Origin of the sequence: Aquirufa lenticrescens (assembly GCF_019916085.1) — a bacterium.
Classification (GTDB): domain Bacteria; phylum Bacteroidota; class Bacteroidia; order Cytophagales; family Spirosomataceae; genus Aquirufa; species Aquirufa lenticrescens.
In genome coordinates this window covers 1,396,672-1,423,112 of the sequence record NZ_CP049834.1, presented here as the reverse complement: position 1 = coordinate 1,423,112, position 26,441 = coordinate 1,396,672, and the positions used below count along the sequence as shown (strand labels likewise).

Genomic DNA, 26,441 nt, shown 5'->3' with positions numbered 1-26,441 from the left:
GTCTATTTAATTAATTTTCTTGCGGGATTTCCTATATAAGTACCTGGAGTATCAATATTTTTTGTAACTACAGCTCCCGCTCCAATCACTACATTATCACAAATTGATACCGGCAATATTGTTGCATTACTTCCAATCGAGACATAATTGCCAATATTTGTTTTTTTCCATTTTGACTTATCTCCTTTAGCTGGGCCACCTCCTTCAAACAAATCATTGATAAACATAACTCCATGGCCAATAAAACATCTTTCCCCAATCGTTACCAACTCACAAATAAATGAATGAGATTGAATCTTAGTGAAACTTCCAATAATAACATCTTTTTGAATTTCTACAAAAGGTCCAATGAATACTCCTTCATTAATTTCACACCCATACAAATTAACAGGCTTGATCACTTTAACATTTTGACCAAACTTGACATTTGTTATCCCACTATCTATAACGTTTGAATTATCTATCATTTTTAACAGAATTATAAATTTTTTCTATAATCTCAACTGTTTTCAAGCCATCGAACAAGCTAGCATTAATACTTCCACTATTATTTAATACATCTAATAAATTGTCATATACTTTATCATGATTACTCATTGATCCAACATAATTACCATAATTATTAGGTTTATTCCCTTGAGGTAATTTCTCAATATTATAATTTTTTATACTTTGATATTCTAATTCATTTAAATATTGCCCCCCAATTTTAACAGTCCCGTTTTCCGCAAATATTGTCAAAGAGCCTTCCATATTTTTATCATAACTATTAACGGTATAATTAATTGTTCCTAATGCGCCAGATTTGAATTTAGCAATAACGACACCAGTATCTTCGAATTCAATTATTCCTTTGTGAGCGAAATTTCCAGTAAATGCTTGGACAGAGTCTATATCACCAATCATCCAATATAAAAGATCAATAAAATGACTAAATTGTGTATAGAGAGTTCCTCCGTCTAAATCTTTAGATCCTTTCCATGAGTCTTTATAGTAATCTTCATTTCGATTCCAAAAACACGATAATTGAACACTGTAAATTTCACCTAAAATACCCTTTTCAATAACCTCTTTGATTGCTAAAACTGGAGGATTAAATCTATTTTGCTTTATTGCAAATAATCTTTTATTTGACTTTTCTGCTGCTTTAATCATTTCGCCACAATCAAAAGCACTTAAAGCCATTGGCTTTTCACAAATAACATTATATCCAGCATTGAGGCAAGTAATTGCATGCTGAGAATGTAATCCATTTGGACTACAGATAGCTATTACATCAATACTTTTCTCATTCAAAACCAAATCGGCTATATCTGAATAAAAATCACAACCATATTGTGATGCAAGTTTTTCAGCTTTTTCAACATTAATATCACATACTGCTTTCAAAATGCCCCTTTTTGAAATGTGCTCGGCATGCCTTTGAGCAATTCTTCCACAACCTATTATGGCAAAACTAATTTGATTCATTTTTAATTATCTTTATTTTAAAATTAATTTTAGAAATTATAACAAGAAATTTAGAAAAAATATAAAAGAATAATAAGTGTCTAGTAAGAAGGGTGAACACTTTTAAAATTGTCATTGTATGCAACATTGAAAAATAATCTAATAAAAAAATCCAAATTAGAAAACTTATTTGCCCCCTTGTCGGATTAATTAAATAAGATAAATAGTCTAGTATAATACCTAAAATAAAAAAACCCAAAAAAACTGAAATCAAACCACCACGTATTAGAAAGTCACCAATAAGCATCATTGGAGAACTCCCATTAATCTCTCCTCTAAATGCTATTTTTTGCATAATTTGAGCATCATAAGCAAAACTCAAATCAATCTCAGGCCTTAAAAAAGTGGGAAGTATATACAATGGGGCTTGAACCAAATCTGAAAAACCATAATATTTAATTCTCCCTGAACTCACATAGTCGTAAATATAACCAACCGACGGATAATCAGAGATTCTCCTGATAAATAAAGCTATAGCAGGGGAAGCTCCAGAAATCGGATCAACTATTTTATCAGAAAAAAATTGAATATTTGAAATTAAATCTGAAAAACTTAATCCATTAAAATCAGTCCTTATATATTCTAAAATGGGTAATAATAAAATCAATACAGGTAAAATAAAAGCCGTAATTATTACTTTAAACATTGATACCTTCTTGTGTGTAAAAAAAAGTATCCCAATTATAAATATGGGAAGTATAATAAATCGTCTTTGTCCACTAGGAACTAATAAAATTTCAAATAAAACAGTAAAGAAGATAAATATAAATAAATTCTTGTTTGTCTCGGTAAGTAAATAATTATAAAAAGAAGCAATTATTGAAACCAAACCAAAATAATATAAATAGCCAATAAATCCAAAATTAGTAGAATTATTTACATCAAACTCCCCAGCTGAAGAATGGAAATATGTATTTGTAGCAATAGAAAAAAATATATAAACAATATAAAAAATGAATGATAGGCCTATCAAGTTGAAATTATATTTACCTCCTAATAATAAAATCGGAGTATCTACAATTGGCTTTTTATTAACAACTCGAAAAGCAAGTATTCCTAATAAAAAAGCAACCATAGCTAATGCCATTGATCCTATTGAACTGGAAGTTTGCCCAAATTCTTCTTTACTCATTATAGATTCTGAATATACTTCTTGACTATTGGCTAAAAAAGAAGCAATTGGAAATTGCACAATATGCCCAATTACAACAATCGAAGTAAATTTTGTTAGGTTAAAACTATTAATTGTAAGAATAAGCAAACATATTACTAACGCTAAGAAATTGACAACAAAAAACTGATCACCTCTAAAAAGCAATATTATAAGTATCAGGAATGATAAAATGTACAACTTTTGCTTCAATTACTTATTTGTTTGTTATAAAAATTTAAAATATTATCCCTGAACAAAAGATGAGAATAATTATTTTGCACAAAATTTATACCGTTCCTCCCAAGTTCCTCCCTAAGTCCCCTAGAAGAAATCAATTCTAATATTTTTTCCACAATATCAGAAATGTTATCAATATCGACAAGAATCCCATTTTCACGATTAGTAATCAATTCTACAAATCCAGCAGCTTTTGAACAAACAACAGGTAATCCACAACTTAAAGCTTCTAGAACTGATACGCCAAAACTTTCACTCCTACTTAATGCAAAAAAAATATCAAATGAATTTAGAACTTTAGGAACATCATCATTAATAATAACTCCCTTTAAATAAATGAACTCTTCTAAACATAAATTCTTTATTAATAATTTTAATTCAACTTCCTGAGAACCTGATCCATAAATAAATAACTTTAAAGGGATATTTGTCAAACGAATTAATTGAGCAAAGGTAATTATCATTATGTCAATGCCATAAACATATTCTAATGACTTCACTGTGCCTATAACAATAAAATTTGAATTATTATCAACCCTCTTTTTTACAAAATTTTCAGTATTTACACCAAATGGAATATGATAAATTTTTGAACTATAATCTCCCAATAACTTAATTTCATTTATCATACAAATAGAAGTAGAACAAATTGCATGAGAAAATTTAAAAACAAAATTTATTAACTGCTTATGTATAAAGCTTTTTTGGGGGAACAATAAAATATCTGATCCCCAGACTGATACTAAAAATCTTTTGTAATTACAAATCAACCCCATAAAGCCATATCCACTTGCGTAAAAACTATGGATTAGGTAGGGGGATTCTAATTTTAGAATTTTCTTTAAGTGAAAGTAATTAAATATATAGCCAAATGGGCCGCTAATAGGTAACTTTATAACTCTAATATTTTTATTAAAGTTAAATTTGATGTCATGAATCGTAATCAAATAAACAGAATAACTACTATTCAACGAAACGATTTCTAACCATTTAAATGTATGAATAGATGCAGCAGATGCTAGAAAAAAGATTTTATGCCGTTCTTTCAATGTAGTTAGATATTTCGTTTAAAACATCTTCTTTAAGTATCAACTTAGTGCATAAATTATTAAACTCAATACACTCCTTAAGCTTGCATCCTTCACAGATAACTTTAGATTTAAAATTAAAATGATTATTACCATAAGGTAACCATTTATTATCTTTTTCAATTGAAGAAAAAATTGTGAAGCAGGTTACGCCCATCATAGAACCCATATGCATTACCCCTGTATCGTTACCTAAATAAAATTTAGATTTTTTAAAAAACATCAAACTTTCAGTAATATCAAATGAACCAGCAAGATTTAACCCTACTCCTACTTCATTTAAAATTAAATTACAATAATCATAATCAGCCTTTGACCCATAAAATACGGGCACTAATTGAAACCTCTTGTATAAATTTAGACATATATAAATAAAATTGTCTTTATCCCATAATTTGGATTTGAAATTTGTACAAGCCCCTACAACATAATAATTAACACCCTTTATTGAATTTGAATAACTTTCGAATCTATCACTAGAACTTAATCTTGGGGATAATTTAAAATTAGAATTAAAATCAGATACATATTTTTGTCTTATGATGTCAACCAATCGGATACTAATTTTGTTGTTACAATAGGATTTTTCAAAATAAAAATTTTTAATACCTAATGAATAGAAAAAAAACTTCTTTAGCTTATAATTAAATTCGAACGTTTCTAAATGAAAAACATTTTTACAATTAAAACAAAAAACAAACTTAACAACCTTGAAAATATCAATTAAAAAAAGACCCTTATTATAGTATCTCAAAGGCAGATAATAATCAATTAAATCAAAACCTCCTATTATATCTTGTGGAACAATATGATATTTACTTTCTTTCAAAGAAATATATAATATTTTTGATCCGCTTTTTGACTTCAATAAAGACAATGCAGGTAAACAAACAAGTGTATCTCCAATTAAACCAGATCTAAAAACAATTTCTAAATTACTTCTAAAAAATTTCATTCAAACAAAATTTCTCTAAAACGCTTTTCCCAAGAATGAGATGTTAAAACCTTATTTCTGGCGTTAATTTGAATTTCAACAGCAGCACTTTCGTTTCTCAAATAATATAAAATCTTATCACAACAATCATTAAAATTATTATATGTCACAATATCCTTATCAATTTCAAAAAGCATACTCAACTCCTCATTATGTGTTGTTAAATATAGAGCGCCACATGATGGTATTTCAAAATCTCTACCTTTTAAAGTTTGATACTTTGTAAATGAAATATAACCAAGACCTAAAACTATTTTGGATTGATTAACTATTTCAATATAGTCAGACGAACTTATACTACCATTATCCCAACCACGCCCAAAACAGGTAACATTAATGCCTTTCTTTAATAAAAATTCAACTAACTGCTTTCTTGCCCCATATTTACTACCTACAAAAACAACGTCATATTTTTTTATCGAACCGAAGTTAGGTTTAAAAAAATCTGTATTAGCTCCTTCAGGCCAATAATAAACATTTGAATTAAAAAACTTATACTGATTTAAGGAATAAATACAACTTGATAAGTTTAAATCATAGCTTCGACAAACACTAAAAGGACCTGAAAATTTAAATCCTACTAATCTCCCGAAGAAATGTAACCTATCATCTAAATGAAACGTTATAATTGGAATTCCAAGATTACTAATTTTTGTAATCGTTGAAGAACTAATTTCCCCCCCAGAAAAATAAGTAATAATTACATCTATTTTACAAATATTGTTTTGCTTTACAACCCAGTCATAAAATAGACTATCATTTAATTTTATAGCCTTTGATCTAGAAGAAGAAAAATCAATGTCAAAATCTTTAGTATAATAATATGAGACGTTTGATGTGATTTTATTAAGCGATTCTGGAATATTTTCTAACTCCCAAACAGATGGTATGGAGGCATATACAATATGTGGATTCAAATCACTCTTAAGAGGCCAAGCTATTCCCCTATTATTTAAACTATTTTTCAATAATTTTAGTGCCGCTAAATTATTGTTATCAACATTATAGATTGGAGAATATATAAGTTTATTGAATACAAATTCTTTAATAAGTATTTGAAGAGAATACCAACATTTAAGAAAATAATAGTAAATGCTTATTATCCTATATTTATGAGCAAAACGTTTAATCAATGTACTTAAGTTTAAGTTCAATTAGAAAATAAGAAATAAATAATAAGGGTGAAAATATAAAAATAATACCCAAATTTAATGCACCAAAATAATTAAATGTGATAGCAATAAAATTTCGAAAATTCACCAAAGAACCATTATTTTTAAAGGCTATATTCAAAGACCTATAAAAAAAATATAGAATATTTTTTGCAGAAATTAAAAAAAATAAAAGCGACCATTTATCATATAATTTATTAATCATTAAATAGTTAACTCGAACATCTTTATTTGATTGTATCCCTGTATTTCCCATTTGGCCTTCATGACGTCTTACATAGCATAATTTATCCTTTAAAATTAAACTGTTAAAACTTTTAGCCACCCTAATCCACAAATCCCAATCATTTAAATAATCAATATAGAGCGAATCAAATTTAAAATTATTGTCAACTATTGAAGCTTTAATAGCTATATCAGAAGGTGTTCCAAATTCATTTCCAAATATTAAACTACGATAACCTGAGTAATTTTCAGAAAAATATACTTCATTATTAGCTGAATAATTTGAAAAAACAATTGAGTTTTCATTGATATAATAACGACCTGATGAAATTAATTCAGGGTAATTATACTCTTTTAATTTATCTGCTAATACTTCTAAACAATTTTCAGCAAGGAAATCATCTGCCTCTAAAAACTTAATATAATCACCGGTACATTTTTCAAGCCCAAGATTAAAGTTGTTAATCGCCCCTATATTAGTACTATTTTTATGATAAGTTAATCTATTTGATATATATGGAGCAATAATTAATTCAGTATTATCACTTGAATTATTATCTAAAACAATAATTTCAAAATTTTTGTACGTTTGATTATTGCAACTTTCAATAGCCTCGACTAAAAATCTAGACATATTATAAGTAGGTATAATAATAGAAAACTTAACTTCAGACATTACTTTAAAATTTTATCAAATAGAATAGAAAAGGACCTATAATTAGAATACCCCGAGTCAATTGTTCTCATATATCCATTCTCCGCAATTGTTTTTCTTAAATCATCATTACGCAAATAGAAGCTAATTTTTTCTTCGAGTTCCTCTTCATTAGAAAAAAAGACAGCTTGGTCATCACTAACAAAAAGACTTCTATGTTCTGAGGTATCCTCGGCTAACATAAACCCCCCCATAGCTGGTATTTCAATAGATCTTGTTGTTTGTAAATCCCTATTCGCTTTTCTCAAAAAGCAAAGATTAATCTTACAACTGGCAATAAACAAACTATAGTCTGGAAAATACAATTCATTAGATAATATATCAACATTATAATCTTTTAAAATCTTAACCCACCTGATAGGCCAATTACCTCTAATAACCATCGAAAATCCTTTCTTGGCAAGGTTGAGCAAAATTGCAGCACGCTCTTTTTCAAATGACCCAATAAACCCAATATCAAATTTTTGACAAATATTAGGCACTCTTACATGATATAAATCATCAAAAGAGTTATTTATAAAAATGACTTTTTTAGCCCCCAAGTTCTTCAACTCGTCTACATTATATGATTTAGTAGTAATATGAACGTCATAAGTAGATAAAGCCTCCAAATAGTAAAAAGATTGATTCCCAGGATTTAACATATCGTCAGGAGAGTAATGAATTAATTTAGAAGCAAACCTTTCCTTCAAATATTTTAAAGAACTATCCTTAATTATCAATCCCTTATCAATCCAAATAAGGTCATATTTTTTATTAACACTTAGTATAGAATTATTTACCCCAACAAAGTCTAACCAAACATTAAATTTGTTTAATAAAACATTGAAATAATAAAAAAAGGAACTCTTGTAAAGATATGTATCTATTTTTTCTACGTTAGAAAAAATTTTTTCAAATGCAATACTCCTCTGATAGCATGTACCATTTTTATTTAAAGGCCCAATATATAAAAGATTAAATTCCACTAGTTTACCTTTTCTTTAATATAAAAATCCCACAACCATAAATGCAATCACAATTATTCTCTATTCTTTCCTCAGATAAAATAACATTTTCATAAAAATCCCCAATATCATCAACAAACGAAAAATTTATAACATCAAAGTCATTTTTAAACATTGCTAACAAATAATTTAAAGAGAAAACCCTATGTGCATTGAATTCAATTCTTTGAGGGCCAATCGGGACAGAGAAATAAAATAACCCATTTTGCTTAATCAAAGAGGTTATATTCTTAAATCCTTTTAGATAACCAAATGCATCAATTTTATCTCCATATCTACCTAATCCAAAATGCTCCAAAGTATGCAAACATGAAATAGAATCAGTAATTTCAAAATATTCAGAAGGAATTTCACTCATTAAATCTAATTGATGAAATGTAACATTCACGTCAAAATTATCTAATGATCGAATATCAAAAATATTAATTTTACGGAAACTGGCAACATGAGCTACAAAACCATCAATTCTAGATCCAATATCAAAGTGGATTATTGGAGCATTATGATGAATCATCTTAGCAACAAATAAATCCTGATAAAAGTAATGACCTCTTGCTATTCCACTTTTTTCAAAAACGTCATCTATACACGGAAACAATTTTGATATTTTAAATTCACTATTTTTCTTTGAATTGACAAATTGAAAATAAGTAAATAAATAGCGAGGTAATCTAATAAGTGTAAATATAAATTTTTTTAGATTGATTCCAAAAAAATTAAAAAAATGATAAATTCTTCTAAAGATCATATGTGTAATTTAATTTATTTGCGATGTACTTATAAACAGATTCATTATAATGATATGGAAAATCATCTTCTCTTTCGACTTCTAACAATTCATCTGGCACTTTTATAATAGTTAAATGATACTTACTAACAAGCTTATTTATAGCATCCTCAATGAAAAAATTTTGATTTATATATTTAACTCTTTTCTCATAACCCATAGGAAAGAAAACATATATAATTTTCAAACCCGGATTAACTTCTCTAATCCTACTGAAAAAAAGATCATAATTTAAATATATTTCGGCATTATCTAAAAGCCCATTACAAAAATAATAATCAGAAAAATCAGACTTAACATCTGAAAAATTTGCACAAAACCTAATCCTGTTATCTTTCAAATTAATAAAGAGTTGGTCCGTTAATTCAGAGTATGAATCAATAATCAGTACTTCTTTATTATGAAGTTTAGCCCAAAATCCAGAGAATTGATCAATATACAAATTATACAATGAAGGGCTGACTAAACTTACATCAAAAAGATTAGGATTACATTTATATTCATACTGTGCATTCAGAAGGTCGACTCTTGATTTCTGAAAATTCAAAACATTCGCATTTGGATATGAAATTTTTAATGAGTCATTTGTCAAGCATGCACCTCTTTGTATTATTAAACTTTTATTACAAAATAAAAAATTACGTTTAATATAATATTTAATAGCTTTCAAAATATAAAATATATTGTAAAGCTTATTTTTAATATCAATTATTAACATAGTTAGGTGCCTAAAATTTTACTAAAAATTATGTTAAAATTTTCATTTCTGTATTTAACTAACGTTAATAAATCAAATGAAATAAGATTTACTAGACAAAAACAAAAGCTGAAAATAAATAAATCAAACCAATTATTTATATCTACAAAAATACTACATAGAAACATAAAGATAATTGTAGGAACACTTTTTAAAACAATAGTTAGCGAAGTTATTAAATAAGTAAAATCTAAAATGTTTTTTTCTATAAGAAAGTATAATAAATATAGGCCTGAGGTCAATGTTCTACTAATAGCTGTAGCTAATAATAGACCAAAAATGTCATATTTTTGAATTAAGAATAAACTTAATACCACATTCAAAATCGCTTCAAAAAATGATACAAACGCCCAATTTCTAAGCTCCCCAAAAGCATAAATTATAGCAGATGTCCCTCTAACTAATGTTTCATATAAAATTAAATATACCAAAACATAATTAACCATCTCCCCTGCATAATAAATATCTCCCACCCACAATTTAATAAAAACAATATTAAAGAAATAAGTAAATGCAGCACTGAATAATGCAATTCTTAAGAGTAATTTAAATATTACTTTAAAAACACTATAAATTTTATCTGAAGCACTTGATTCAACAACCTCGGATAATCCAGAAAACAATGCTTGAGGAATTTTACTCGATAAAACTATTCCGAAAATTTGATAAAGCTTTGAACTAAAATTATATGCCGGTAGGTTATCAGCCGATAAATATTTTGAAATAAATACTGAATCTGTATTGGTTGCAACAGTATTTGCAATTTTGCCGATTTGAAAATAGCCTCCGAAACTCAATAAAGATTTTGCATAACTTATTGAAAAAAATGACATTGAAAATTTATAATCCAAGTACTTCTTGGAATATATGTATGATACGAATGACTTAAAAGTTACTGAAATCAATAACGCTAATGATAAAAAAACAGCACTATTAAAATAATAAATTAATATCATCCCTAATAATAAATTGATAATATTTGAAATCGTATTTATGTTTCTGTTCAAAGCCAATCTTTGTACTGCCTCAAGAATACCAGAATAAATAGAAAGGGGCAAAGATATTGATCCAGCCAAAGTGCAAATAAAATAAGTTATTTTATAATTATAATACCCCGTGTTAGGCACTTTAAACCAAATAATTGTATACGGAAAAACCAAAAAAGCGACTAAAAAAAATAAACTTCCACACAACAAAAATATAATTAAAGATGTGCTTACGAACTTATCTACTTTTTTGAATTTATAATTATCATTTTCATTATGAATAATTGAAATTAAATTTCTGCTTAATGCCATGCCAATACCTAAATCAGAAATCGCAATCCAAGACATTATAGATCCAATAGTCAACCAAAAACCATATTCTAATTTTGGAATACTAGAAATAATAATCGGCACAGCAAATAACGAAAGTATTGTACTCATTGCCTGACCAGCTAAGTCAGCTGAAAAGCCAAATAAAGCTTTTCTTTTCCTAGACATTATTTAATTTCTTCAAATATAGATTTAGATCTTCAGGAGTTCCAATTCCATTCATTTCTGATTGCAGAATATTATATATTCCTATTTTTTTAAAATCTTCAATAGCATGATTATAGACTGGACAAGTATAAAACTCATTATTTACCCTTATATTCCTAACTATCATATCTAGCGAATAATTAACAAAGTCTTTCCCACTTTTAAACAAATATATTCCAACTGTAGCAAACTCAGAAATTACTTTTTTTTCTTGAACTTCAATTACTAATCCCTTATTATCAATTTTGGCAAAAGACCATTTGGGATTTTGTTCAAGGTCAGAAAATGTGAGTATTGATCCATCAAGTTCTCTCAACTTAAAATCATCAATAAAACTCTGTATTTTAATATCAACAATTTGATCAGAATTTGCGATTAGTAAAGGTTCATTATTATTTATATACTTTCTTGCATATAATACTGTGCATGCCGTACCCTCAGTTTTATTATCAATTTCCAAAAAAATTGCATCAAATCTCTTTTTTAAATAATTAACAAACTCATACTCTCTTTTTAGGTGTTCTTTCCTTCCAATTAAAATGAAGCGGGCATCCAAACATTGTAAATTTTCTATTACCCTTTCAATCATTGCTTTACCAGCTACATCAATAAACGGTTTAGGCTTTTTATATCCGGCATTTACAAATCTTATACCTTCCCCAGCCATAGGAATAACAATGTTAATCATAACTTTTTTTATTTAAAAAATTCAAATTTTTAACTCTTTAAAATCAAATAAAATATTTATCATTCAAAGCACCAGGTATTTTAATTACTACAGTTGTAACATCAGTTATAGCTTTAAAATCAGTTGAAACTCCTGGGACTATTTTTACAATATCATTATTATTATACTTATTGCCATCCATTTCAATTTGGCCATTTAAAACAATTGTGAATTCAGTTGCTATTTTGTGATAATGCCTTTCTTCAAAATCTCCTGCTTTATAATGCTTTATTGCGACCTCTACATCATTGGTTTTATACAAAGTTGGATCAAAGTCTCCTATGAACCACCCTTTAATCATATCTTTAAGTTCGAATTTTTCTAACATCTTAAATTATCTAATATTTCGCTCATATTCTGCCATCATCTGTGGAGAGTAGAATGAATTGAATTTTTTATTGTCAATCTTAAAAGATTTTACTTTTAGATTATTTAAGACATATTGATTAATAACTGGGGATATATAGTACATCCCTTCAAGTTGTACATCATTTTTAATTGTTTGAAAAGCTGCCTTAAAAAACAACTCTGAGTTTTGAAAGTAATAATATCCAGCTATAGATTGGTTGCTAATTGGATTTTTTTCAGCAGTTTGAACCACAAGACCCTCTTCAATTCTAGCATAAGACCATCTAGGATGCACTGAATTAAAAGTAACTAATCCGGCATCGACTTTTTCTTTAAGCCAGAATTGGTCGACTTCGTTAAAATCAATATCTACAATCTGATCACTATTTAAAATGAGCAAGCTATCATCGGGCATTACTTTGTCAATTGCCATTAAAACACTACATAACCCCCCTTTAGTTTGATTTTTTATCTTTATAATTTCACAGCCGGGACAAATTAACCTAAGAGTATTATCTAAATGATACTTTATCACGTCCTCTTCTTTAACAATGAATATAAATTGATGTAACCTTTCAATTTTTGAGGGATTGGAAACGACCCATTCAATCATTGTTTTACCATTAATTTCGATTAATGGTTTAGGATAATGGTAGCCCGAATTAACAAAAAGATCAGATTTCCCTGCTAAAGGCATTATAATTTTAAGCATTTTCAATTTCTTTGATTCGATTAATAATGTTGAAATAGTTTACATCATCGGGATTTTCAACTTTTAGTAAATGAGCTCCTGAGGCTAAGGCGGCTTTAACTCCATTTTCATTATCTTCAACAATAAGACATTCATCTGGAACTAAACCTAACTTATTTATCGCCTTATTGTACATCTCTGGATCTGGCTTTCCTTGATTTACATCTTGATTAGATATAATAAATTCAAGAAAAGGTGCTAAACCTGATTTATCCATCATTGTTTCTATTGAATTTCGTATTGAATTAGAACAAACAGCTAAATTGTATCCTATATTTTTCAACTTAGATAAAGCAAATTGATGTTGAAAAACTGGTTTACATTTTGAATAAACTATATCCATTGTGTATTGTTGCTTAAGTTCGTTTACGAACGAATGCAAGCCAGTAGGGAAATCGCCTTCAATACTTAGCATTTCAAGCTTTTTCTTAGTAGGTAACCCGTCAAATGTTACCAAGTGATCATATCTACTAATTTCATGTCCGAAAATAGCTAAAGCCTTGTTCAAAGATTCATAATGCCAATCCTTAGCATCAATCAAAACACCATCCATATCAAAAATAATCGCCTTAATCTTCATATTAATTAAAATAATTTTTAGCCTCTTCAGGAAAATCAGTACATAAAATTACTCCACTCAATAAATTTATTTGAGTATTTCTTAACATTTCCCAAAATTCATACATATCTCTTTTGTGTAATTCCGGTGAAACAATTGCCACTTTTTTATCGTTTTTCAGATGCTCCAAAATCAATTCTTTATCATACCAAATTCCATCAAAGGCGTCCAACCAAACTCCCTTACAATTCTCATAAAACACTGGCAAAGATTCAAATTCGCTTTGTCTACTGAAAAAATTTATATCATGCTCTTTATATGCAATAGTATCAGGGATTGACATGTCGAAGACAAAATAATTCTTTATCTCAAAATAGTTTAAATACAATTTTAATTTTTTTTGTAACCCATCTGATTTTACATTTAATGCTAAAGTTGTAGAATTGTCTGTTTGTTTATAACTCTCAAAAAAAGTCCTTAATGATATAGAATCTTTATCCGGAATATCATGGGATATTACAATATCTCCATCAAAATCTCTCAAATCTGTTTCTGTACCAAAACCTAGTTCAAAACTTCTTGTAAATGCTATCGGCATATTTTTCTCACTAACATTTTTCCAATATCCACGATGACTTATAATTTCCATTAATACTATATTTTATCCAATATAATTATAGAAAAACTTATTAATTGGATTTAAATCTATAATTAAAACATTTTTAACCTTTTAATTAAATGTTTCTTTTAATCTGCAACTCCTTTTTGAACAATAAAATATCACTTTCCATCATTTCCTTTACGAGTGTATCTAAATTATACTTTGGTAACCACCCCAATTTTGTCATTGCCTTCGTTGGATCTCCAATTAATAAATCCACCTCGGTAGGTCTAAAGTATTTAGGATCCACCTTAACAACTACTTTACCCTCTTCCAAATTATAATTACCTGAGTTGCTAACTATAAAACCCTCTTCTGCTTGATCTTTTCCTCTAAATCCTAATTCTATGCCCAATTCAGCAAAACTCATTTTAACAAAATCGCGAATAGTTGTAGTAATTCCTGTTGCTAAAACAAAATCTTCTGGTTTATCTTGTTGTAAAATTAAGTACATCCCTTCAATATAATCTTTTGCATGCCCCCAATCTCTTTTAGCATCTAAATTTCCTAAATACAGACAACTCTCTAAACCTAAAGCAATTTTTGCAGTTGCTCTAGTAATTTTTCTTGTTACAAATGTTTCTCCTCTCTGAGGTGATTCATGATTAAATAATATCCCATTACACGCAAACATATTATATGCTTCTCTATAATTTACTGTAATCCAGTAGGCATATAATTTCGCTACAGCATAAGGGGACCTAGGATAGAAAGGAGTGGTTTCGGATTGAGGAACTGCTTGAACTAAACCATATAATTCTGAAGTAGATGCTTGATATATTTTTGTTTTATTAGATAAGCCAAGTAAGCGAACAGCTTCCAAAATCCTTAGAGTACCTATTCCATCAGCATTAGCAGTATATTCAGGCTCCTCAAAACTTACATGAACATGGCTCATAGCAGCTAAATTGTAAATTTCATCTGGTTGAACTTCTTGAATAATCCGTATTAAATTAGTACTATCTGTCAGGTCGCCATAATGTAAATGCAAATGCCTATGTGGCGTGTGAGGATCCTCATAGAGATGGTCAATTCTTTGAGTATTAAATAAGGATGATCTCCTTTTAATACCATGTACTTCATAATCTTTTTTTAATAAAAATTCAGCCAGATATGCCCCATCTTGACCAGTTATGCCTGTAATAATTGCTTTCTTCATTTATTTAATTTTATTAACGGCCGATACTTTTATACAAAAAGCCGTACTCCTCTACTTGGTTTACATCAAATAAATTACGACCATCAAAAATATTTTTTCCATTTGTCATTAGTTTTCCCATTCGTTCAAAGTCTGGGGTCCTAAATTCACTCCACTCAGTCGCTATAATTAATGCATCCGAATTCTCTAAAGCATGGTATTGATTATTTGCATACTGTATCTGGTCGCCTATCAATGCTTTCGCATTAGGCATAGCTTCGGGATCATATGCTCTTACAGTAGCTCCTAATTTAGTCAAGGCAGCTATAATACTTAACGCTGGAGCCTCCCTTATATCATCAGTATTGGGCTTAAACGCCAATCCCCATAGTGCAAAATGTTTTCCTTCTAAGTTATTGTTGAAATGAATTTTAATTTTCTCAACTAAGTATAGTTTCTGATTGGAATTAACTTCCTCAACTGCTTTTAAAATCTCAAATTTATAATTTACCGCTTCTGATGACTTAATTAAAGCCTGCACATCTTTAGGGAAACATGATCCTCCATAACCTATACCTGGGAATAAAAACCTTTTACCAATACGGTCATCTGAACCTATGCCTCTTCTAACGTAATCAACATCGGCACCCAATCGCTCACATAATAAGGCGATTTCGTTCATGAACGAGATCTTAGTGGCTAAGAATGAATTAGCTGCATATTTTGTTAATTCAGAACTACGCTCATCCATAAAAATTATAGGATTCCCTTGTCGCACGAAAGGTTTGTATAGAGTATTAATTAATTCCTTTGCTATTTCTGAGCTTGTCCCAACCACTACTCTATCGGGCTTCATAAAATCATCTACTGCTACGCCTTCTCGTAAAAACTCAGGGTTACTAACTACATCAAATTCCCCTTTGTAGTTTAACGCTATTGCAGCACGTACTTTATCTGCTGTACCAACTGGAACTGTACTTTTATTTACAATTACTTTATATCCATTTAGAACTTTTCCTAATTCGTCTGCAACACTTAATACATATTTTAAATCCGCACTTCCATCTGACCCTGGTGGGGTTGGCAAAGCTAAAAAAATAATCTCCGCATTGTCTACCACATCTCCTAAGGATGTCGTAAACATTAAACGACTTTCCCTAAGATTTCTTAAAAACATTTTCTCTAATCCCGGCTCATAAATTGTAATTTCGCCAGAACTTAATTTATCTACCTTATCTTGATCTATATCAACACAGGTAACTTTATTTCCCGTTTCTGCAAAACATGTTCCTGTAACTAATCCTACATAACCTGTACCTATAATAACAATATTCATTGGTAAATATTTTAAAAATTTTGGTCTACATAATCACAAAAAATATGGCCGACTAAAATATGCATTTCCTGAATTCTAGCAGTTTTAGAACTAGGAATAACAATATTAGAAACACAAATTCGTGATAATTCGCCACCTTCATTACCTGATAATCCTATAGTAATGCAACCAATATCATTTGCTTTTTTTATAGCATTTACCACATTTTGGCTATTCCCACTAGTAGAAATCCCAATTAAAATATCTCCAGGCAAGGCTATTGCTTCAACTTGTCTTTCGAATATTTTGTCAAAGCCATAATCATTCCCAATTGCTGTTAAAGCAGACGTATCGGTAGTTAATGAAATGGCAGCTAAAGCTTTTCTTTCTTTTACGAATCTACCAGTAAATTCAGCCGCAATATGCTGAGCATCAGCAGCACTGCCTCCATTTCCACAAAGAATTATTTTACTACCTCTTACTATTGCACTATTTATTATTTCACATGCTTCTAAAATAACTCCATTAAGATGCTCTTTAGTAGTTTTTGCAACTTCAATATGTTCTTCGAAAATATTTATAATTTGATTTATCATATGATCTAAAATTTAGCTTCAATTTCCTTATATTCTATTGGCACACAACCATGTTTACCCACAACTATTCCAGATGCAAAATTTGCAATTTCGCATGACTCCTCTAAAGACTTTCCTCTTGCCATTGAGTATACAAGTGTTGCTATAAAAGTGTCTCCAGCACCTGTTACATCAAAAATTTCCTTCGCTTTAGTAGGCAATATTTTTGTTTTCCCTTTCTCAAATAATCCTACTCCATCCTCTGATAATGTAATAACAACCGCTTCGCAATTTGTGGATTCCTGGATTTGATTAGCAACAATTGAGAATGATTTTTCATTGTCAATAAATATTCCCGTTTCTTGCATTGCCTCTTTTCTATTTGGCTTTACTAAATATGCGCCGGAATATTTAGCAAATGGAGGTTGCTTAGGATCAATAAAAACTTTAATTTTACTTTTATGTGAAAGGTCTATGATTGTTTTAATAAAGGTATTTGTTAATAATCCTTTATTGTAGTCTGAAATAATAACACAATCAAACTCATTGATATTTAAACTAAATTTTTCAATAAGTTCAATTTCTTCGTATTTATTAATTGAAAACCGATCTTCTTTATCAATTCTCAATAACTGGTGATTCTCTGAGATTACTCTAGTTTTAATCGTAGTTCTCCTACTTTTTGAACTAATAAATTGCTCATTAATTCCTTTGTGAATTAATATTTTTCTTACAATATCCCCATTTTCATCATCTCCAATTATTCCTGATAATGTCACATCTGCTCCAATTGAATTAAGATTGTTCGCGACATTAGCAGCACCGCCCAAAACCCATTTTTCTTCAGTAAATTCTACAATAGGCACTGGCGCTTCTGGCGAAATTCGATTTGTATCACCCGATAAATAATGATCCAATATTATATCGCCAACAACTAAAATTTTAGGATTGATTTTATTCATTAAAAGATTTCCATTTAATATCTGAATATTCTTGTATTTCTTTAATATACTCACTCATTCCCATCTCTAAAGTATATTTTGGATTATATCCAATACCATTTATAGTTTCACTTAAATCAGCACATGTATTATTTTGATAAAAAGAAAAAGGATTATCAAAATATTCTACTTGTATTTTTTGTCCTAAAATAGCTCCTAAAATACTTACTACTTCATTAAATGATCTATTTTTACCAGATCCCACATTATATATCCCACTTTGACCATTTATAGCTTGGATATTTGCTTCAACAACGTCTTTAATATAAACAAAATCTCTACACTGATCACCAAATTTAAAAAGGCGGAGTGGTTTTTTATCAATAACATTTTTAGCTAATTGCAAAATCATTGAACTAGTCTTTCTTTTATAAACTTCACCAGGACCATATACATTAAAATACCTCAGACCTATGATATGTAGATCTCTGTTATGGTTTATGCAGGACCTAGCTATTTCATCCATTTGAAGTTTACTATAACCATAAATGTTTTCAGGTATTTCACCTACCCCTACTTTATTGGGAGAAGAAGTATTCCCGTAAGTACCAGCTGAAGAAGCATAAATTAACTTACAGCCTGTTACTAAACAATAATTTACAAGGTAATGGAATGAAATTGTATTAGTTTTCAAAACTTCCTCTTGATTCAAAACAGTTGTGTCACTTATAGCACCTTGATGAAAAATAATTTCAAATTTGTCCTTTAATAAACTATTTAAATCCGATTCAACTGCTAGGTCTCCTGAAATTATTTCTGCTTTTAATCCTAAAATGTTTTTATAATCTCCAAAAAACATAAAATTGCCATTTTCTCTCCGTTGTCTGTTATTAAACTTATCAAATATCACAATCTTATATTCCGGAAATCGTTTTTGAATTTCAAATGCTATATTAGATCCAATAAAACCAGCACCTCCTGTAATTAATATTTTTTTGGTTTTCATTAAATTATTGACCTCTTTATACTTATAACTAATTAAATTATTTTATATATTTTTCGATTTTTTCTCCACGGCTTCGCCATCCTGAGTCACACAATTTGGGTGCTCAGAAAAACGATTTTAAGAAACAAAGATACCCCCATTTTAGTTTAGCGCCAAGTCTAATTTATTTAATGGAAATATTTAAAATTATATCCACCGAATTATTTGAATAGTCCTATTTTAGTCGCTGAGGGCTCGACCTTTCGTTTCAGGTAAATAAATCACGCCCACGATGACCGTTAAGGCCGCTAGGGCGATGGGATAGAACAATCCGGCAAAATTCGAATGAGTGACGGCTCCTAGCCAGGTGGCCACAAAAGGGGCGCAACCGCCGAACACCCCATTAGCAAAGTGATAAGGGATGGAGAGGGAGGTATAGCGGATTTTGGTAGGAAAAAGTTCGACGAGGAATGCGGCGATCGGGCCGTAGGCCATCGCCGCGAAAGTCACTAATAAGCTGCAAATGAAAGCTAGTTCAAGCTTTCCAGTCCAGTTCAGGAAGATCGCGCCATTGACCATCGTGCCCTCCTGGGCTACAATCGTGGACATCCACGAGAAAAGGGGGTAGTACCCGAGCGCAGCGAGGGCCATACCGCCCAGCATAATTTTCTTGCGACCCACCCGGTCAGACAAGCTCCCGAAATACACGAAGAGGGGCGTGCCCACTACCAGACTAGCAGCGATAATGAGGTTCGTCGTAATGAAATCGACCTGAAGGATTTTGTTGATGAAGATTTGGGCATAAAATTGTCCTGTATGCCAAACAACCCCCTGCCCCACAATCGCCCCAAACATCGCAATTAACATTAAGCGGCGATTCGCCTTACTGGCGAAAGCTTCCTTTAGAGGATTTTCGGAGAGTCTGCCTTCCACCTTGAGTTTAGAGAAGAGAGGAGATTCATCCATATTCCTTCTAATGAAATAGGACACGACCACTAGAATACCAGAAAGCGCAAAAGGCACCCGCCAGCCCCAGTCCTTGAAGGCCGCATCGCCTAAAAGCTGCTGCGTAGCCAAGATAACGAGGATAGAAACAAAGAAACCGAGCGTAGCGGTCGTTTGGATGTAGGACGTGTACTTCCCGCGTTCGGCGTCTGGTGCATATTCCGCGACGTAAGTCGCGGCGCCCCCATATTCGCCCCCTAAGGCTAATCCTTGGATGATTCTTATTGCCAAAAGCACAGCCGGAGCCACCAACCCAATCTTCTCATAACTCGGTATAAACGCAATCGCAAACGTCGACCCACCCATCAAAAGCAGCGTCAACAAAAACGTATACTTCCTCCCTATCATATCCCCCAGCCTCCCAAAAAGCACCCCACCAAAAGGCCTCGCCACAAACCCCGCCCCAAAAGCCGCAAGCGTCGAAATAAACGCCGCCGTCGGATCCTCCTTCGGAAAGAAACTCAACGAAATAATCGCACTCAAACTCCCAAAAATATAGAAGTCATACCACTCAATCACCGTCCCCACACTCGACGCCACAATCACCTGCCACAACTTCTTAATGGGTACTTTATTATTATCGAACTCTTGCATAGTACATTCTCAATTTCTTCCTAAAAATACACAAAATATCACTATCTCATCCTTGCTCCACGACAATTTCTATCCCTTATTTCACTACCTTTCACTATGACAGCGGAAAATCTCGATAAAATCGCCTCCTACTTCCTTGAAAAAGCGCAAATCAAACGCGCCTGGCTCTTTGGCTCCCACGCCCGTGGCACCCAAGCGCCCACCAGCGACATCGACATTCAGATCCAAGTTTTCAAAAACACCCCGTTTACCTTGTTTGACCTAGCCGAGATCCAACAAGACCTCTCCCAGCTTCTCACTTCAGAGGTCGACCTAGTCATGCTAGGCGCCCCATTAAAGAGCATTGCAAAACAACTTAACCACGACAAAATTTTAATTTATGAAAACCTCCACCCCAAGCTCGAAAGAGCGAATCGAGCACATTCTGCTAGCCATTAACAAGATTCAACAATACACCGCAGAACACACATTAGAAACCTTCTTAAACGACCCCAAAACAGTAGAAGCCTGCCTTTTCAACTATACTATCATTGGCGAAGCATCCCTATTGATTGATAAATCTCTTTTGGAAAAAGTCGAATACCCCTGGTATAAAGTAAAGGCATTCCGCAATTTCATTCTACATGAATATCACGCCATTAAAATGGATGTCATCTGGGACACCACTGTTGTGGTAATTCCGGAACTAAAACTGGTAATATTGGCTCTGAAGAGCCTATAGGCAGTTTTTGCTAATATAACTTACAATTGTATAAACGGCTTTTTCAGCTTTTGACACAATCTGTCAATACCTGGAAACTGCAAAATCAGTTTTAAATAAAAACAACCACTATGAAATCTAACCTAAAAACATTGGATCAATTAATCGAAGAAACCTATGGTAAATTAGGTTCTCCCTCCAGAAATAAATTCGAATGGGGAGCACAACTATTTAAAATAAGCGCCATGATTAAAGTTGCCAGGCTCAATCTCAAGCTAACACAAAAAGAATTTGCTATCAAATGTGGTACATCTAAATACGCCATTTCAATTGCAGAAAATAACCTCATAGAAATTCGAATTTCAACATTACAAAAAATAGTAGAACTCGGCCTTGGAGGCAGATTAGAACTAAATATCAAGCTCTAATTTCACATTATCAATAAGTTGTTAGGTTAGAGGGATGGGTGGGAATACATTTGGAACACCAAACCACTAATCAATATGTTTAACCACTTCTCTAGATACCTGAAGCTCATCCGTGCCGTTCCGCTGCACGTGATGGCGCAGGATCTCGGGATCGACGCCGGGCTTTTGAGCAAATACGAAAACGGCAATCGCATCCCAGACCTCGACCTCGTCATCATTTTTGCCCATTACCACCAGGTAAACGCACGCGAACTGTGCATCTATTGGATGCGGGAGCGCATCAAACGATCCTTTGTGGGCTACGAAAATTTAGTAGAGGAAGCTCTACCTCACGCAGAAAAAGACGTCAAGTACTTCCTAAAGTACCACAAAGTCAAGTTAGAGCGGAAATTCTGTTTCAAGCTCATCCTTAAAAACGCCATCACCTACGACGACGCGCAGGTCACAAACCTACGCCATTTTCAATTCCGCCGCCACGGCGTCTTTAACCACTAAACCCTACAAACATGTTCAATTTTTTTGGCAATAAAGAGCCCCTGCTCTTCTACAACGGCCACATGGGCCCCTACAAATTCACGAAAGTCACAGTCACAATTTTTGAAAAAGACCAAGAAGTCTACACAGAATCGGTCATCGTAGCCCCGGCAGCCAGATCTCAGTTGATATTTGACTCGAAGAAGTTCTTGACGGAGTTAAGGAATAGATGAAGTGAGGTCATCCATAAACGACAATTTCTACTATTGACAAAATCTGTCAATATCTGAAAAGTCGCCTGCGTACCACGCGACTTATAATAGCAAAAAGTGCCCTAGCGTGTAAACAGCCCTACAAAAGAAGTAGAAAGTGACACAAGAAAGCTAAAAATCAAGGGAGCGATGAACCCCGTAACCACAAAACCGGGTACATAGGCAGCAACTAAATAAACTAGGCCTACCGATATCACTAAAGAAAATAACCCTAAAGTTATAAACGTAATAGGGAAGCTGATGATCTTCAACACGGGTTTGATGAACGAATTCACAAAGCCCATCGCTAAAGCAACTAAAAGTGCGGTCGTGAAACCGTCTACGGTAATGCCCTTTAAATAGCGTGGAATAACTAAAACAACGCAGGCAATGATGATGTAACGAATGATGAATCCAATCATAAGAATAATTATTTAGCAGCGTGACGAGATTGAAGAACGGCGATGATTTCGCTTAAATCGATTCCGCGATCCTCTAATAAGACTAATAAGTGGAAAATTAGATCCGCCGCTTCGCCTTTGAAAAGGTCATCGTTTTGCATTAAGGCTTCGATAACGAGTTCAACGGCTTCTTCACCTACTTTTTGGGCAATCTTATGAGTTCCTAATTGAAATAAAGAGGCCGTATAAGACGAAGCCAAAGGGGCCGTCTTACGGCTGCGGATGACGTGCTTTAATTGATCTAACCAGGCTGCGTTGTCCCCATTTGACTCATCGAAACAAGTATCTGCACCGGTGTGGCAGGTGGGGCCGGCAGGTTTGGCCTGAATTAAAATGGTGTCTGCGTCGCAATCGATCGAAAGGCTGACTACGTCTAGGAAGTTGCCTGATTCCTCGCCTTTCGTCCAAAGACGATTCTTCGAGCGGCTGAAAAAGGTTACGCGCTGTTCCGCAAGGGTCTTTGCGTAGGCTTCCTCATTCATGTAGCCTAACATCAAAACGGTACGGGTGCTGGCATCTTGGATGATGGCGGGCACGAGGCCTTTGGAAAAATCGGGTTGCTTGGACATATTTCTATTAAATGCGCATCGGGATGCCTTGGGTTGCAAGGTAATTCTTCAATGCCAAAATTTCAATTTCTTTAAAGTGAAATATACTCGCGGCGAGGCCTGCGTCTGCTTTGCCAGTCGTGAATACTTCGGTAAAATGTTCCATTGTTCCCGCTCCGCCGGAGGCAATAATGGGAATGGAGGCTGCTGAGGATATGCGAGCGGTTAAATCACAGGCGAAGCCTGCTTTCGTTCCGTCCGCGTCCATCGAGGTTAATAATAGTTCGCCGGCACCGCGGTTTTCAACTTCGCGGGCCCATTCGAGGGTTTTTAGTTCGGTGATTCGACGGCCGCCGTGGGTGTGGACGAAGTCCAGGCCCGCGGCGGGTTCAAAGCGTGTGTCGATCGCGACAATGATGCATTGGGAGCCAAAAGCCAAAGCCAGTTCATCCACCAGCTCTGGCCGGCGCACCGCAGACGAGTTGATGGACACTTTGTCCGCGCCGGCGTTCAGCAACGCCGATACATCAGCAATGGACGAAATTCCGCCGCCCACGGTAAAAGGAATATTCACGTGCCGCGCAACTTCGCGCACTAAATTCACTAAAGTCTTCCGGTTATCAACCGTCGCCGTAATATCTAAAAATACCAACTCATCCGCCCCCTGCTGCGCATATAGTGCACCCAGCTCCACCGGATCACCGGCATCGCGAAGGTCCACAAAGTTCGTCCCTTTCACGGTCCGCCCTTCTTTAATATCCAGACAAGGTATGATGCGCTTTGTTAACATGCTGCTGCTGAAAATTTGGCCAAATCCGCTAAACTAATTCGACCCTCATAAAACGCTTTCCCCACAATCACCCCAAACAAATTCATCTCCCGCAAGCGCACTAAATCCTCCATACAGGCCACCCCACCGCTCGCAATCACGCTCAACGACGGGCTCGAAGCCTGAATTTTTTCATATAAATCGAAGCTGGGGCCTTGCAACAAACCGTCTTTGGCAACATCCGTCGAAATCACATACTTCGCGCCTTTCGAGGTATAATCCTGTAGAAAATCAAAAATCGAAATGTTCGAATTCTCCTGCCAGCCCGAAACCGCAATCATCTCATCCTGCGCATCCGCCCCCAAAATAATCTTCTCCGACCCATACTTCTGCAACCATTCGCAGACCAGCGCAGGATTACGCACGGCAATACTGCCGGCGGTAATCTGCGCGGCACCCGCAGAAAAAGCCGTATCAATCATCTCGTCGGACTGAACCCCTCCGCCAAAATCAATATGCAACGACGTATTCGACGCAATGCGTTCCAAAACCGCCGCATTCACAATTTTCTTCGCCTTCGCCCCATCCAAATCCACTAAGTGCAAACGCTGAATTCCGGCCCCTTCAAAGGCTTTGGCGATCTCCAAAGGGTCTTCTGAGTAGACCGTTTTTTGGCCATAATCCCCCTGAGTCAATCGCACGCATTGCCCATTTATAAGATCGATCGCAGGAATTAGTTGAAACATATTAGAGTGCTAAGAAATTTTTCAAAATCTGTTCGCCAGCCTTTCCGCTGATCTCCGCGTGAAACTGCGCGGCATAAAAATTATCCTTTTGTAACATCGCCGAAAACGGCTGCTCATACTCGCAAACCGCTGTCGTATACTCATTTACAGGCGCATAAAAAGAGTGCACAAAATAGACGAATTCTTCTTTTTGAAGTTTGTGCATCAAGGGGTTGTCTCCTATTTGCTCGATCGAATTCCACCCTACATGCGGAATTTTCAAGTCTTTACTGATGAACTTCTTCACCTCCACATCAAACACCCCAATGCAATCCACATTCCCCTCTTCCGAGTGCTTGCATAACAATTGCATTCCGATGCAGGTCGCCAAAACAGGCTGCTTAAGCCCCTTTATCAATGTTTCTAGACCCTTTTCTTTCAAATAAGCCATCGCCGTACTCGCCTCGCCCACCCCCGGAAAAATCACTTTATCGGCCTTTTTAATCTGCTCGTGGTCATCTGTTAGTTGGTAATTTTGACCAATACGATCCAACGCGTACATCACCGATGCCACATTCCCCGCATTGTATTTTATGATCGCAATTTCCATAAGCGTACAAAGGTATTAACTTTGGGGGATAATTGCCCCCTTTGCGGGGCCCTTTTATGAACAAAAAACTCGTTTACGAAACGCTCTACCTCGTTTGGATGGGCCTATTGCCCCTGCTGGCGTCTGGCTTTTTGGGCTACTACGCGCTGGCGAATCCTACGTTTTTTACGACTTTTTCTCTGCTTTCTTCGGTGTTTTTTTGGATTTGCGCCGCTTTGATTATGGGTCTGGCTCTGTGTCCCACAACGTTTTTTGCCTTGTTTACGGGCTATGTTTATGGATTTTCGGGGTTGTTGCCGTTGATTTTGGCTTACTCGGCAGCTTCGGCTTTGGGTTATTTTCTTGCCAAAAAGTTCGGCGCGACAGCTCTGCTGTCGCGCGTACCTTCTAGTTTCCTAACGAACGTGCGGTCATCCTCCTTTTCCTGGGTGTTCCTCGCACGGCTTTCTCCTATTTTCCCTTTCGCCATCACAAACGCCATCATGGCCTTCGTAGGCGTTCCCTTCCGCGCCTTTATTACGGCTGGAACTTTGGGAATGTTACCAAGAACGTTCTTAGCCGTTTTTACGGGGATCTCTGCTTCATCTTGGGCTTTATTATTTGTCCGTCCTGAATTATTGCGCTGGCAAGACGTGGTTTCTGTGTTGTTGTTGATCGTTTCCGCGGCAGGGATGTATCTTTTAGGGCGCCGTTCTTTGCGATAAATGTG

General features: G+C 33.7%; 32 protein-coding genes. 5 read left to right on the top strand and 27 right to left on the bottom strand.

Annotated features, from left to right (window positions below; translation table 11 throughout):
• Positions 1-2: 2 nt before the first annotated feature.
• From G9X62_RS06460 to G9X62_RS06355, 22 genes are all read right to left on the bottom strand, one after another.
• Complete coding sequence (locus G9X62_RS06460) at positions 3-467, bottom strand: acyltransferase (protein ID WP_223129925.1); 465 nt, start codon at positions 465-467, stop codon at positions 3-5.
• On the bottom strand, positions 457-1,470 hold the full coding sequence (locus G9X62_RS06455) for a Gfo/Idh/MocA family protein (protein ID WP_223129924.1): 1,014 nt from the start codon (positions 1,468-1,470) through the stop codon (positions 457-459). Before G9X62_RS06455 ends, G9X62_RS06460 begins: the two co-directional genes overlap by 11 nt.
• Entirely contained in the window at positions 1,457-2,872 is a 1,416-nt protein-coding gene (locus G9X62_RS06450) for a hypothetical protein (RefSeq protein WP_223129923.1), read from the bottom strand. The genes G9X62_RS06455 and G9X62_RS06450 overlap by 14 nt, the downstream gene beginning before the upstream one ends.
• The gene (locus G9X62_RS06445; RefSeq protein ID WP_223129922.1) at positions 2,869-3,948 is read right to left on the bottom strand and encodes a glycosyltransferase; all 1,080 of its coding nucleotides are present in this window, start codon (positions 3,946-3,948) and stop codon (positions 2,869-2,871) included. Before G9X62_RS06445 ends, G9X62_RS06450 begins: the two co-directional genes overlap by 4 nt.
• Complete coding sequence (locus tag G9X62_RS06440; protein ID WP_223129921.1) at positions 3,932-4,942, bottom strand: glycosyltransferase family 9 protein; 1,011 nt, start codon at positions 4,940-4,942, stop codon at positions 3,932-3,934. Before G9X62_RS06440 ends, G9X62_RS06445 begins: the two co-directional genes overlap by 17 nt.
• Positions 4,939-5,949: a CgeB family protein gene (locus tag G9X62_RS06435; protein ID WP_223129920.1), complete on the bottom strand. Its 1,011-nt coding sequence runs from the start codon at positions 5,947-5,949 to the stop codon at positions 4,939-4,941. The genes G9X62_RS06440 and G9X62_RS06435 overlap by 4 nt, the downstream gene beginning before the upstream one ends.
• Positions 5,950-6,106: 157 nt before the next feature.
• Positions 6,107-7,054, bottom strand: coding sequence for a glycosyltransferase family 2 protein (locus G9X62_RS06430; RefSeq protein WP_223129919.1), 948 nt, complete (start codon positions 7,052-7,054; stop codon positions 6,107-6,109).
• Positions 7,054-8,061, bottom strand: coding sequence for a CgeB family protein (locus tag G9X62_RS06425; protein WP_223129918.1), 1,008 nt, complete (start codon positions 8,059-8,061; stop codon positions 7,054-7,056). The genes G9X62_RS06430 and G9X62_RS06425 overlap by 1 nt, the downstream gene beginning before the upstream one ends.
• A 4-nt stretch (positions 8,062-8,065) precedes the next feature.
• Entirely contained in the window at positions 8,066-8,848 is a 783-nt protein-coding gene (locus G9X62_RS06420) for a DUF268 domain-containing protein (RefSeq protein WP_223129917.1), read from the bottom strand.
• Entirely contained in the window at positions 8,838-9,605 is a 768-nt protein-coding gene (locus G9X62_RS06415; RefSeq protein WP_223129916.1) for a hypothetical protein, read from the bottom strand. The genes G9X62_RS06420 and G9X62_RS06415 overlap by 11 nt, the downstream gene beginning before the upstream one ends.
• Before the next feature lie 2 nt (positions 9,606-9,607).
• A complete protein-coding gene (locus tag G9X62_RS06410) occupies positions 9,608-11,128 on the bottom strand; it encodes an oligosaccharide flippase family protein (protein WP_223129915.1) in 1,521 nt (506 codons plus the stop codon).
• Positions 11,121-11,855, bottom strand: a complete 735-nt coding sequence (locus G9X62_RS06405) for a glycosyltransferase family 2 protein (RefSeq protein ID WP_223129914.1) — start codon at positions 11,853-11,855, stop codon at positions 11,121-11,123. Before G9X62_RS06405 ends, G9X62_RS06410 begins: the two co-directional genes overlap by 8 nt.
• 43 nt (positions 11,856-11,898) lie before the next feature.
• Positions 11,899-12,222, bottom strand: a complete 324-nt coding sequence (locus tag G9X62_RS06400) for a cupin domain-containing protein (protein WP_223129913.1) — start codon at positions 12,220-12,222, stop codon at positions 11,899-11,901.
• Between the two features lie 6 nt (positions 12,223-12,228).
• Complete coding sequence (locus tag G9X62_RS06395; RefSeq protein ID WP_223129912.1) at positions 12,229-12,939, bottom strand: glycosyltransferase family 2 protein; 711 nt, start codon at positions 12,937-12,939, stop codon at positions 12,229-12,231.
• Between the two features lie 7 nt (positions 12,940-12,946).
• Positions 12,947-13,573: an HAD family hydrolase gene (locus G9X62_RS06390; RefSeq protein WP_223129911.1), complete on the bottom strand. Its 627-nt coding sequence runs from the start codon at positions 13,571-13,573 to the stop codon at positions 12,947-12,949.
• A 1-nt stretch (position 13,574) separates the two neighbouring features.
• The gene (locus tag G9X62_RS06385) at positions 13,575-14,201 is read right to left on the bottom strand and encodes a PI-PLC domain-containing protein (protein ID WP_223129910.1); all 627 of its coding nucleotides are present in this window, start codon (positions 14,199-14,201) and stop codon (positions 13,575-13,577) included.
• 85 nt (positions 14,202-14,286) lie between these two features.
• A complete protein-coding gene (gene gmd, locus G9X62_RS06380) occupies positions 14,287-15,372 on the bottom strand; it encodes a GDP-mannose 4,6-dehydratase (protein WP_223129909.1) in 1,086 nt (361 codons plus the stop codon).
• A gap of 13 nt (positions 15,373-15,385) precedes the next feature.
• On the bottom strand, positions 15,386-16,687 hold the full coding sequence (locus G9X62_RS06375) for a UDP-glucose dehydrogenase family protein (RefSeq protein ID WP_223129908.1): 1,302 nt from the start codon (positions 16,685-16,687) through the stop codon (positions 15,386-15,388).
• An 11-nt stretch (positions 16,688-16,698) separates the two neighbouring features.
• On the bottom strand, positions 16,699-17,262 hold the full coding sequence (locus tag G9X62_RS06370; RefSeq protein WP_223129907.1) for a D-sedoheptulose-7-phosphate isomerase: 564 nt from the start codon (positions 17,260-17,262) through the stop codon (positions 16,699-16,701).
• Positions 17,263-17,267: 5 nt separating this feature from the next.
• Positions 17,268-18,203 (bottom strand): D-glycero-beta-D-manno-heptose-7-phosphate kinase, encoded by a 936-nt coding sequence (gene rfaE1, locus G9X62_RS06365; protein WP_223129906.1) that lies wholly within the window; start codon positions 18,201-18,203, stop codon positions 17,268-17,270.
• Positions 18,196-19,188, bottom strand: a complete 993-nt coding sequence (gene rfaD, locus G9X62_RS06360; protein WP_223129905.1) for an ADP-glyceromanno-heptose 6-epimerase — start codon at positions 19,186-19,188, stop codon at positions 18,196-18,198. Before rfaD ends, rfaE1 begins: the two co-directional genes overlap by 8 nt.
• Positions 19,189-19,407: 219 nt before the next feature.
• Entirely contained in the window at positions 19,408-20,766 is a 1,359-nt protein-coding gene (locus G9X62_RS06355; RefSeq protein WP_223129904.1) for an MFS transporter, read from the bottom strand.
• Between the two features lie 96 nt (positions 20,767-20,862).
• Here G9X62_RS06355 and G9X62_RS11280 point away from each other — a divergent pair, with 96 nt between their 5' ends.
• From G9X62_RS11280 to G9X62_RS06335, 4 genes are all read left to right on the top strand, one after another.
• A complete protein-coding gene (locus G9X62_RS11280; RefSeq protein WP_223129903.1) occupies positions 20,863-21,204 on the top strand; it encodes a nucleotidyltransferase family protein in 342 nt (113 codons plus the stop codon).
• On the top strand, positions 21,146-21,487 hold the full coding sequence (locus tag G9X62_RS06345; protein WP_223129902.1) for a HepT-like ribonuclease domain-containing protein: 342 nt from the start codon (positions 21,146-21,148) through the stop codon (positions 21,485-21,487). Before G9X62_RS11280 ends, G9X62_RS06345 begins: the two co-directional genes overlap by 59 nt.
• A 110-nt stretch (positions 21,488-21,597) precedes the next feature.
• Positions 21,598-21,894, top strand: a complete 297-nt coding sequence (locus tag G9X62_RS06340; protein WP_223129901.1) for a helix-turn-helix domain-containing protein — start codon at positions 21,598-21,600, stop codon at positions 21,892-21,894.
• A 75-nt stretch (positions 21,895-21,969) separates the two neighbouring features.
• Entirely contained in the window at positions 21,970-22,389 is a 420-nt protein-coding gene (locus G9X62_RS06335; protein WP_223129900.1) for a helix-turn-helix domain-containing protein, read from the top strand.
• A gap of 313 nt (positions 22,390-22,702) precedes the next feature.
• Here G9X62_RS06335 and G9X62_RS06330 read toward each other — a convergent pair whose 3' ends face one another.
• The 5 genes from G9X62_RS06330 to hisH are packed head-to-tail and all read right to left on the bottom strand — an operon-like array spanning position 22,703 to position 25,732.
• Positions 22,703-23,041, bottom strand: a complete 339-nt coding sequence (locus G9X62_RS06330; protein WP_261345497.1) for a phage holin family protein — start codon at positions 23,039-23,041, stop codon at positions 22,703-22,705.
• 8 nt (positions 23,042-23,049) lie between these two features.
• The gene (hisIE, locus tag G9X62_RS06325) at positions 23,050-23,649 is read right to left on the bottom strand and encodes a bifunctional phosphoribosyl-AMP cyclohydrolase/phosphoribosyl-ATP diphosphatase HisIE (protein ID WP_223129899.1); all 600 of its coding nucleotides are present in this window, start codon (positions 23,647-23,649) and stop codon (positions 23,050-23,052) included.
• Positions 23,650-23,656: 7 nt separating this feature from the next.
• Complete coding sequence (gene hisF / locus G9X62_RS06320; RefSeq protein WP_223129898.1) at positions 23,657-24,418, bottom strand: imidazole glycerol phosphate synthase subunit HisF; 762 nt, start codon at positions 24,416-24,418, stop codon at positions 23,657-23,659.
• A complete protein-coding gene (hisA, locus tag G9X62_RS06315) occupies positions 24,412-25,143 on the bottom strand; it encodes a 1-(5-phosphoribosyl)-5-[(5-phosphoribosylamino)methylideneamino]imidazole-4-carboxamide isomerase (RefSeq protein WP_223129897.1) in 732 nt (243 codons plus the stop codon). The genes hisF and hisA overlap by 7 nt, the downstream gene beginning before the upstream one ends.
• A gap of 1 nt (position 25,144) precedes the next feature.
• Positions 25,145-25,732 carry an imidazole glycerol phosphate synthase subunit HisH gene (gene hisH / locus G9X62_RS06310; protein ID WP_223129896.1) on the bottom strand — a complete coding sequence of 196 codons (588 nt, stop codon included), beginning with the start codon at positions 25,730-25,732 and terminating at the stop codon, positions 25,145-25,147.
• A gap of 56 nt (positions 25,733-25,788) precedes the next feature.
• Here hisH and G9X62_RS06305 point away from each other — a divergent pair, with 56 nt between their 5' ends.
• Positions 25,789-26,436 (top strand): TVP38/TMEM64 family protein, encoded by a 648-nt coding sequence (locus G9X62_RS06305; protein WP_223129895.1) that lies wholly within the window; start codon positions 25,789-25,791, stop codon positions 26,434-26,436.
• The last annotated feature ends 5 nt before the right edge of the window (positions 26,437-26,441 follow it).

What these genes read in the sequence shown, in the direction of transcription:
- G9X62_RS06460 (WP_223129925.1), bottom strand. Translation starts at nt 467, where the DNA reads ATGATAGATAATTCAAACGTTATAGATAGTGGGATAACAAATGTCAAG.
- G9X62_RS06455 (WP_223129924.1), bottom strand. Translation starts at nt 1,470, where the DNA reads ATGAATCAAATTAGTTTTGCCATAATAGGTTGTGGAAGAATTGCTCAA.
- G9X62_RS06440 (WP_223129921.1), bottom strand. Translation starts at nt 4,942, where the DNA reads ATGAAATTTTTTAGAAGTAATTTAGAAATTGTTTTTAGATCTGGTTTA.
- G9X62_RS06430 (WP_223129919.1), bottom strand. Translation starts at nt 7,054, where the DNA reads ATGTCTGAAGTTAAGTTTTCTATTATTATACCTACTTATAATATGTCT.
- G9X62_RS06420 (WP_223129917.1), bottom strand. Translation starts at nt 8,848, where the DNA reads ATGATCTTTAGAAGAATTTATCATTTTTTTAATTTTTTTGGAATCAAT.
- G9X62_RS06415 (WP_223129916.1), bottom strand. Translation starts at nt 9,605, where the DNA reads ATGTTAATAATTGATATTAAAAATAAGCTTTACAATATATTTTATATT.
- G9X62_RS06410 (WP_223129915.1), bottom strand. Translation starts at nt 11,128, where the DNA reads ATGTCTAGGAAAAGAAAAGCTTTATTTGGCTTTTCAGCTGACTTAGCT.
- G9X62_RS06405 (WP_223129914.1), bottom strand. Translation starts at nt 11,855, where the DNA reads ATGATTAACATTGTTATTCCTATGGCTGGGGAAGGTATAAGATTTGTA.
- G9X62_RS06400 (WP_223129913.1), bottom strand. Translation starts at nt 12,222, where the DNA reads ATGTTAGAAAAATTCGAACTTAAAGATATGATTAAAGGGTGGTTCATA.
- G9X62_RS06395 (WP_223129912.1), bottom strand. Translation starts at nt 12,939, where the DNA reads ATGCCTTTAGCAGGGAAATCTGATCTTTTTGTTAATTCGGGCTACCAT.
- G9X62_RS06390 (WP_223129911.1), bottom strand. Translation starts at nt 13,573, where the DNA reads ATGAAGATTAAGGCGATTATTTTTGATATGGATGGTGTTTTGATTGAT.
- G9X62_RS06385 (WP_223129910.1), bottom strand. Translation starts at nt 14,201, where the DNA reads ATGGAAATTATAAGTCATCGTGGATATTGGAAAAATGTTAGTGAGAAA.
- gmd (WP_223129909.1), bottom strand. Translation starts at nt 15,372, where the DNA reads ATGAAGAAAGCAATTATTACAGGCATAACTGGTCAAGATGGGGCATAT.
- G9X62_RS06375 (WP_223129908.1), bottom strand. Translation starts at nt 16,687, where the DNA reads ATGAATATTGTTATTATAGGTACAGGTTATGTAGGATTAGTTACAGGA.
- G9X62_RS06370 (WP_223129907.1), bottom strand. Translation starts at nt 17,262, where the DNA reads ATGATAAATCAAATTATAAATATTTTCGAAGAACATATTGAAGTTGCA.
- rfaE1 (WP_223129906.1), bottom strand. Translation starts at nt 18,203, where the DNA reads ATGAATAAAATCAATCCTAAAATTTTAGTTGTTGGCGATATAATATTG.
- rfaD (WP_223129905.1), bottom strand. Translation starts at nt 19,188, where the DNA reads ATGAAAACCAAAAAAATATTAATTACAGGAGGTGCTGGTTTTATTGGA.
- G9X62_RS06355 (WP_223129904.1), bottom strand. Translation starts at nt 20,766, where the DNA reads ATGCAAGAGTTCGATAATAATAAAGTACCCATTAAGAAGTTGTGGCAG.
- G9X62_RS11280 (WP_223129903.1), top strand. Translation starts at nt 20,863, where the DNA reads ATGACAGCGGAAAATCTCGATAAAATCGCCTCCTACTTCCTTGAAAAA.
- G9X62_RS06345 (WP_223129902.1), top strand. Translation starts at nt 21,146, where the DNA reads ATGAAAACCTCCACCCCAAGCTCGAAAGAGCGAATCGAGCACATTCTG.
- G9X62_RS06340 (WP_223129901.1), top strand. Translation starts at nt 21,598, where the DNA reads ATGAAATCTAACCTAAAAACATTGGATCAATTAATCGAAGAAACCTAT.
- G9X62_RS06335 (WP_223129900.1), top strand. Translation starts at nt 21,970, where the DNA reads ATGTTTAACCACTTCTCTAGATACCTGAAGCTCATCCGTGCCGTTCCG.
- G9X62_RS06330 (WP_261345497.1), bottom strand. Translation starts at nt 23,041, where the DNA reads ATGATTGGATTCATCATTCGTTACATCATCATTGCCTGCGTTGTTTTA.
- hisIE (WP_223129899.1), bottom strand. Translation starts at nt 23,649, where the DNA reads ATGTCCAAGCAACCCGATTTTTCCAAAGGCCTCGTGCCCGCCATCATC.
- hisF (WP_223129898.1), bottom strand. Translation starts at nt 24,418, where the DNA reads ATGTTAACAAAGCGCATCATACCTTGTCTGGATATTAAAGAAGGGCGG.
- hisA (WP_223129897.1), bottom strand. Translation starts at nt 25,143, where the DNA reads ATGTTTCAACTAATTCCTGCGATCGATCTTATAAATGGGCAATGCGTG.
- hisH (WP_223129896.1), bottom strand. Translation starts at nt 25,732, where the DNA reads ATGGAAATTGCGATCATAAAATACAATGCGGGGAATGTGGCATCGGTG.
- G9X62_RS06305 (WP_223129895.1), top strand. Translation starts at nt 25,789, where the DNA reads ATGAACAAAAAACTCGTTTACGAAACGCTCTACCTCGTTTGGATGGGC.